Source organism: Aliiroseovarius sp. ABM4_368, from assembly GCF_056161205.1.
Window position 1 is genome coordinate 1 of record NZ_JBSWYR010000015.1, and the last position, 5765, is coordinate 5765.

At 55.9% G+C, this 5765-nt stretch carries 8 protein-coding genes and 1 pseudogene; 4 read left to right on the top strand and 5 right to left on the bottom strand.

Annotation, left to right across the window (positions count from 1 at the left end; translation table 11 throughout):
- Positions 1–197: 197 nt before the first annotated feature.
- The 3 genes from ACXAH3_RS16380 to ACXAH3_RS16390 are packed head-to-tail and all read left to right on the top strand — an operon-like array spanning position 198 to position 950.
- Entirely contained in the window at positions 198–494 is a 297-nt protein-coding gene (locus ACXAH3_RS16380) for a hypothetical protein (RefSeq protein ID WP_474863343.1), read from the top strand.
- Complete coding sequence (locus ACXAH3_RS16385; protein ID WP_474863330.1) at positions 418–642, top strand: GNAT family N-acetyltransferase; 225 nt, start codon at positions 418–420, stop codon at positions 640–642. The genes ACXAH3_RS16380 and ACXAH3_RS16385 overlap by 77 nt, the downstream gene beginning before the upstream one ends.
- Positions 643–674: 32 nt before the next feature.
- A complete protein-coding gene (locus ACXAH3_RS16390) occupies positions 675–950 on the top strand; it encodes a transposase (protein ID WP_474863332.1) in 276 nt (91 codons plus the stop codon).
- A 154-nt stretch (positions 951–1104) separates the two neighbouring features.
- On the opposite strand, the gene ACXAH3_RS16395 is transcribed toward ACXAH3_RS16390, so the two are convergent.
- The 5 genes from ACXAH3_RS16395 to ACXAH3_RS16415 all read right to left on the bottom strand — a co-directional run bounded on the left by ACXAH3_RS16395 (position 1105) and on the right by ACXAH3_RS16415 (position 5299).
- Positions 1105–1779 (bottom strand): glutathione S-transferase family protein, encoded by a 675-nt coding sequence (locus tag ACXAH3_RS16395; protein ID WP_474863334.1) that lies wholly within the window; start codon positions 1777–1779, stop codon positions 1105–1107.
- Positions 1780–1782: 3 nt separating this feature from the next.
- Positions 1783–2256, bottom strand: a complete 474-nt coding sequence (locus ACXAH3_RS16400; protein ID WP_474863336.1) for a pseudoazurin — start codon at positions 2254–2256, stop codon at positions 1783–1785.
- Positions 2240–3013 (bottom strand): ABC transporter ATP-binding protein, encoded by a 774-nt coding sequence (locus ACXAH3_RS16405; RefSeq protein WP_474863337.1) that lies wholly within the window; start codon positions 3011–3013, stop codon positions 2240–2242. The genes ACXAH3_RS16400 and ACXAH3_RS16405 overlap by 17 nt, the downstream gene beginning before the upstream one ends.
- Positions 3010–4080: a FecCD family ABC transporter permease gene (locus tag ACXAH3_RS16410; RefSeq protein ID WP_474863339.1), complete on the bottom strand. Its 1071-nt coding sequence runs from the start codon at positions 4078–4080 to the stop codon at positions 3010–3012. Before ACXAH3_RS16410 ends, ACXAH3_RS16405 begins: the two co-directional genes overlap by 4 nt.
- 61 nt (positions 4081–4141) lie before the next feature.
- A complete protein-coding gene (locus ACXAH3_RS16415) occupies positions 4142–5299 on the bottom strand; it encodes an ABC transporter substrate-binding protein (protein WP_474863341.1) in 1158 nt (385 codons plus the stop codon).
- A 347-nt stretch (positions 5300–5646) separates the two neighbouring features.
- Between ACXAH3_RS16415 and ACXAH3_RS16420 the strand changes: the two are divergent.
- Positions 5647–5765: pseudogene (locus ACXAH3_RS16420) on the top strand (integrase); the annotation flags it as partial.

Consider the following 5765-nt stretch of genomic DNA (forward strand, 5'->3'; position numbering starts at 1 on the left):
TCCAGAGGCTCAAGCTGGCAGACCTCGTTTAACGGGTGCGGAACTGGGGTTTCCCCGCCAGTAGGCAACTGAAAAATACGATCAACGCGTGGCGGGAACGCTCAATGTATGTGTCAGGGAGTGATCCTGATCCGCAGGATTTGCAGCTGATGCCGGATTAACCTGGCGAGCGGCGGGCACAACAAACAAGGACCGACATGGAAACTCCCTCAATAACAACCGACAAGCTGGCGCTTGATCCGCCCGACCAATCCGGCTTTGACGCCTATGCGGCGTTTTTCACCGACGAAGATGCGTCCGCAAACTATGGCGGCCCGATTTCTAATGCTCAGACGTGGAACTGGTTAAAGTCTGATTTGGAGTCATGGCATCTGTCCGGGTTTGGCGTCTGGATGATCCGTAACAACAACGGACGCCGTGGTCGGGATCTGCGGTTTCTGGCAGGGGTTAGGCAGGCCGAGACAACTGCCGTGGTGGTTGCTGCCGCAAGCTAGGGGGCAGGGTTGCGAGCGTGAGGCTTCGATGACTGCGGTGCGCCAAGCATATGACGGCTTCGGCTGGTCAACAGTTGAAACCTATATGAACGACAACAATGAGCCCGCCAAGCGTGAAGTGGTCCCAGAAAACTGGACAGTCAGCTAAGGTGTACCCCAAACCTTTGAAGGGATACGAAGGTGGCAAAGCGCCGGAATTTTACAGATCAGTTTAAGACCAAAGTGACGTTGGAAGCGCTGCGTGGCGACAAGACCGTGCAAGAGATCGCTGCGAAGCATCAACTGCATCCGAACCAAGTCAGCACATGGAATCGGCAGGCTATCGACGGGATGGCCGATGTGTTTTCTGGCGGCAAGCAGAGTGGCCCGACGGAAGCTGAGGTCAAAGATTTGCATGCCAAGATTGGGAGGCTGGCGGCCGAGAATGATTTTTTGTCGGAAGGGCTCAAAAAGTGAACCCGGCAAAGAAGCGAGCCATGATCCAGCGACACTGATCAGCCCCTGTTCCCAGATCTTGTCTCTGATCCAATCGACCTCATGGGTATTGTCTGCGAGGACATACTGGTCAGGCGGCAGGTTGTCCAAGAGCGCCTTGAATTGGCAAGCTTTCCTATGGCTTGGAGCTATTTGTCCAATCTCTGTCCAAACGACTCATGAAGTTTTTTTGCCAGATCGGTCGAACAACTGGGTGCTGCGCCACGGTTTTTGTTACTTCCGCACAACGCGGTAATGCTGGGTGCTCATTGTGCCAAGCGTACAGCATCGCGAGGAAAACATCAGCAACGGACAGTCTCGGGCCTAAAAGGAAATCGTTGTGCTCATACTGTCGCTCGATGAGAAGCAATGCATCATGTGTTCTGCGTTTTGCTGCAACGCGTAGGCTTCTATTCAATGCGCATGGATCCATCGACCCATCCAAAACATCGGCATAGCGTTCAGGATAACTGCGCCGTAGGATACCCTCGTAAATGTTGACCGACATAAAAACGGTCCAACGCAGAAACGCTGCGCGATCGTTAATCCAGAGGTTGGGCCCAGTGCTGAAAGTGGGCTCCTGTTCTGCCAGCCAGATTAGGATTGCCGCTAGCTCGGTCAGCACATCACCATCAGCTGTCGTTAGGATCGGAACCTGGCCCCAAGGATTTAGGTTTGAAACAAGTGCGCCAACTGGCGTATCTGGGGTGGAGGGCAGCGGTTCGTAGGTGAAATCTATTCCGGCCAGCGTCATGGCGGCTTCAATGACAAAACCACCCGACCCCAGCCGATTATAAAGAACATAGCCCACGCGTTAGGCCTCAAGTTCTTTCAGAAGCGAACGGAAAGCTTTGCGTGCGGTGCCAGGGTGGCGCACTTTCTTTACGGCTGCCAGATTGTGCAGGTCACCGCCAACAACAATCAAGCCGACCATGCCCCATTCGTAATGCGGAACACAGATGTGGCCGTAGATGCCCGGAACTGTGAACTCAACTGTCAGCTCTTCATCAATTGCCCCGTTCCACGGGGCGGACCCTTCTGGGATCATGCCACGTTTAGAAGCCGAGTTATGGCCTTCATCTGTGGCAAGGAAGGTCACCGTGTCGCCGACATCTATGCGCAGCAGAGACGGTTCAAAAACATTGGGTGTATCCGGGTCACCGCAGTCTGCGTTTAGCATCAAGACAGAGTGCGCATTGACGTCTGGCGCAGGTGCCGGACAGGCTATAGCGGCCCCAGCACTCACGAAGGCGCTCATGGACAGGGTGAAATTACGACGCGTAAGCATGAACGAGCAGGTCCTCTCTTGGGCCGGTGGAAATCTCGATGTCCACCCCGTAGGTTTCTGAAATCGCGGGTGAACGCAGCACTTCGCCGGGTGCGCCCTGCGCAAGAATTCGGCCGTTTCCGACCAATAAAAGGTGATCGGCGAAACGCGCGGCGAGGTTCAAATCATGCAAGGCCACGATCCCAACAGCATTGCGTGTGGCAACTGCTGTTTTGATCTGATCAAGCACGGAAATCTGATGGCGCAGATCCAGCGCCGAGGTTGGCTCATCCAAAAGATAGACATCAGAGTGCCGAACCAGCGCTTGTACGGCTGACACCATCTGCGACTGCCCGCCTGACAGGTCGCTAACATAAGCCTCGGACAGATGTCCAATTCCGGCGGCCTCTAGCGCGTTCGCAACGGCGGCCATATCGTCTTCCGTCACCCGCCAGCCTTCCAGCTGTTTGTGGGCCATCATAACGACGTCAAAAACAGTCAACGCTGCATTGGCCGCGAAAAACTGCGGCATGAAACATATGCGCTTCAGGCGCTTGCGGCTGCTGAGCCCATCGAGGTCAGTCTCGCCCAGATAGGTCTTGCCGCTCTCAGGCTTGAGCAGCCCCGAAATCACCCGAAAGAGTGTTGATTTCCCGGCCGCATTCGGGCCGATCAGCGCCGTTAGCTTGCCGGGTTGCAGTGTGTCAAAGCTGACATCTTCCAAAACCTTGCGCGCCCCGTAAGCAAAGCTCAGGCCATCTGCTCGTAAACCATTCATTGCCAGTGCCTCTTACGCTGCCCAAGGATCAGGAGGACGAAAAACGGGATGCCAATCAGCGAGGTGATCATGCCAATCGGATAGACGATGCCCGGCGTGATTGCTTTCGAGGCGATCGAGGTGCCCGACAAGATCAACGCGCCGCAGAGCGCGGACAGGGGCAGAAAGCCGCGCTGATCCTCGCCCACCACCATGCGTGCGATATGTGGGCCAACCAGCCCGACAAAGGCGATGGCCCCCACAAAGGACACAGCCACAGCCGCGAGCAATGATACCCCGGCCAAGACGCCCACTCTTAGAAGTCCGACGTTGACGCCAAGAGCGGCAGCTTTTTCTTCTCCCATGCGCAGGGCGGTCAACGCCCATGCGCGGCTGTAAAACCACGGCAGAAGCACCGCCAAAACAACGGCGCAAATCGCCACCTTGTCCCATGTGGCGCGCGACAACGAGCCAAGTTGCCAGAAAATCAACTGCGCCAACTGCATCTCGGATGCACCATATTGCAGGAAGGCGAGCAGTGCGTTGAAGGTAAACAGCATGGCAATGCCCACAAGGATCATTGCCTCGGGCGACACGCCGCGCAGCTTGGTGAACACATAAAGCGCCATGGACGCCCCCATGGCAAAGACAAAGGCGTTCACGGTGACAAACAAGCCGCCAACACCGGGGACGATGGACCACCCAAGCACGATGGCAAGCGCAGCACCAAAACTGGCCGCCGAAGAAAGCCCCAAGGTGAACGGGTCTGCGAGCGGGTTGTTGAGGATGGTTTGCATCTCTGCCCCAGCAACGCCAAGCATCGCGCCGACCAATACGGCCATAAGCGCGACAGGCAGGCGCAGTTTCCAGATGATCACGCTTTCTTTTGGCGTGGCGATGGACGGATCTAAAATGACGTGCAACGTGCGCCCGAAAGTCAAGTGCGCCGGTCCGGTGATAATATCGACGATCACGAGCGCGGCCAGTGCTGCAATCGCGGCGAGCACGATAAGCAGTCTGCGACTGCTTCGCTTGCGGTAATCTTGAACAAGAACCGATGCATTCGGCGCGATTGTTTGATCAGTCATTTTTGGCAACCTGATAAAGGAAATGACCTGCGAAAGTTCATCCGCAGGTCAGGTTTGTGCATTACTGGGTCGCGGGTGCGGACATCCAGAATGTTCCGTCGGCTTCGAACGGCAAGAAACGCTCGTGAAGCTCTTGGAAGTTGGCCCATGGGTCCAGATCCTCGAAATCGTCTGGGTGGAACCATTTTGCCAGCTGTTGGATTGCGATAAAGTGATAGGGAGAGTTATAAAACTGGTGGAAGATGGCGTGGTAGTTGCCAGCCTTCACAGCCTCCAGATCCGCAAAGCCATCACGCGATGCAAGCGCTGTGATCCGCTCCAGATTGGCCTCTTCGGTTGCGTCGTAACCTAAGAGAACCGAAGCCACTTCAGGACGGGATTCAGCCCAGTTTGCACCGGTCGCAACGATATGGGCCGGATCGGCTTCGATCACGCCTTCAAGGTTCAGCGTCACAGAATAGGCGTTGGCCAAGGTCGAGGCATAGTTGGTGCCCCCGGCCAGTTCTACGAAACGACCATAGTTGTACGGTCCAAAGGACCAGCAGCAGAAATCAACCTGCCAGCCAGCTGCGTTTTCAACGACAACCAGCGGGCGTTCTTCGGCCGGGATCTGGTCAATGACATTTGTGACCTGACGCATCTGCGCCATGTAAAAGTCGATGAACGCGGCAGCTTCTTTCTCTTCGCCCAGCACGCGGCCCAACAGCAGCAGGGACGGCACGACATTTTCGGTCGCATTGCGGCGGAAGTCGATAAAGGCCACCTGAACGCCTGCGGCGTCAAGCTTCTCGATCAGGCCGGTTTCTTCGGCCTTAAACAGGCTGCCCGATTCCAACAGCACCAGATCTGCTTCGCTTTCCAGCACCGCTTCGATGCTGAAATCACCCGCATAGGGGTTGCCGAAATTGATCAAGCGCGCGGTGTCTTCCGGGAAGGCCCCTTCGAATTTGCGGAAGCCGTCGGGATCGTAAACGATCAGGTCGTTGTTCCACCCGACGATCTTTTCAAACGGGTTGCCTTCGGTCACAGCCGAGATGCCATACATCATGCGGCCTTCGCCCAGAATGATCTTGTCAGGCATTTCAGGAAGGGTGACCTCGCGGCCTGCGATGTCGGTGAACGTCAAGGCTTCTGCTTGAGCATCGGTTGCTGACACGAACAGGGTCGCGCTGGCTACAAGAGCACCAAGGAAGCCGCTAAAGGATGTCTTACAAGACATTTGGGCTCTCCAATTAGATGGTTATGGGCCCCTCATAGGGGGTGCAAATTTAGAACACAAGAGTATCTGATTAAAAAAGTCAGAAATCTATTCACCGAATCCAACTGAGTGGGTTCCTTTGCGAGAACGCTGGGAAAAAGCGTTTGGCACGTTGGCAATTTTTAATGAAGAGGTTTGACATTCTGCACGCGCCTCATTCGTCAAACTGGGCTCAGAGCGGCCAAATGCACCTGCAGCACCGGCGCGGTCGGGCGCCGTCCGAGAACTGCCCTTGCCAATGAGGATACAATTCCACGGCCAGCGCGGTGCTGGTGCATGGGCTTGGAGGGAGGATTGGAGGGCATATCATGCCAAGAGTCCAACTTCCCGCAACCACCCCGAAACGCAGAGCCTGGAACAAGGGGCGGATCATCGGTCAGAAGCGGCCACTCTTGCCAAAACAGGTCTGGGCGATCCGGGCGCGGCT

Excerpts from the sequence above, each read along its gene's own strand:
- ACXAH3_RS16415 (WP_474863341.1), bottom strand. The coding sequence starts at position 5,299 with ATGTCTTGTAAGACATCCTTTAGCGGCTTCCTTGGTGCTCTTGTAGCC.
- ACXAH3_RS16405 (WP_474863337.1), bottom strand. The coding sequence starts at position 3,013 with ATGAATGGTTTACGAGCAGATGGCCTGAGCTTTGCTTACGGGGCGCGC.
- ACXAH3_RS16380 (WP_474863343.1), top strand. The coding sequence starts at position 198 with ATGGAAACTCCCTCAATAACAACCGACAAGCTGGCGCTTGATCCGCCC.
- ACXAH3_RS16410 (WP_474863339.1), bottom strand. The coding sequence starts at position 4,080 with ATGACTGATCAAACAATCGCGCCGAATGCATCGGTTCTTGTTCAAGAT.
- ACXAH3_RS16400 (WP_474863336.1), bottom strand. The coding sequence starts at position 2,256 with ATGCTTACGCGTCGTAATTTCACCCTGTCCATGAGCGCCTTCGTGAGT.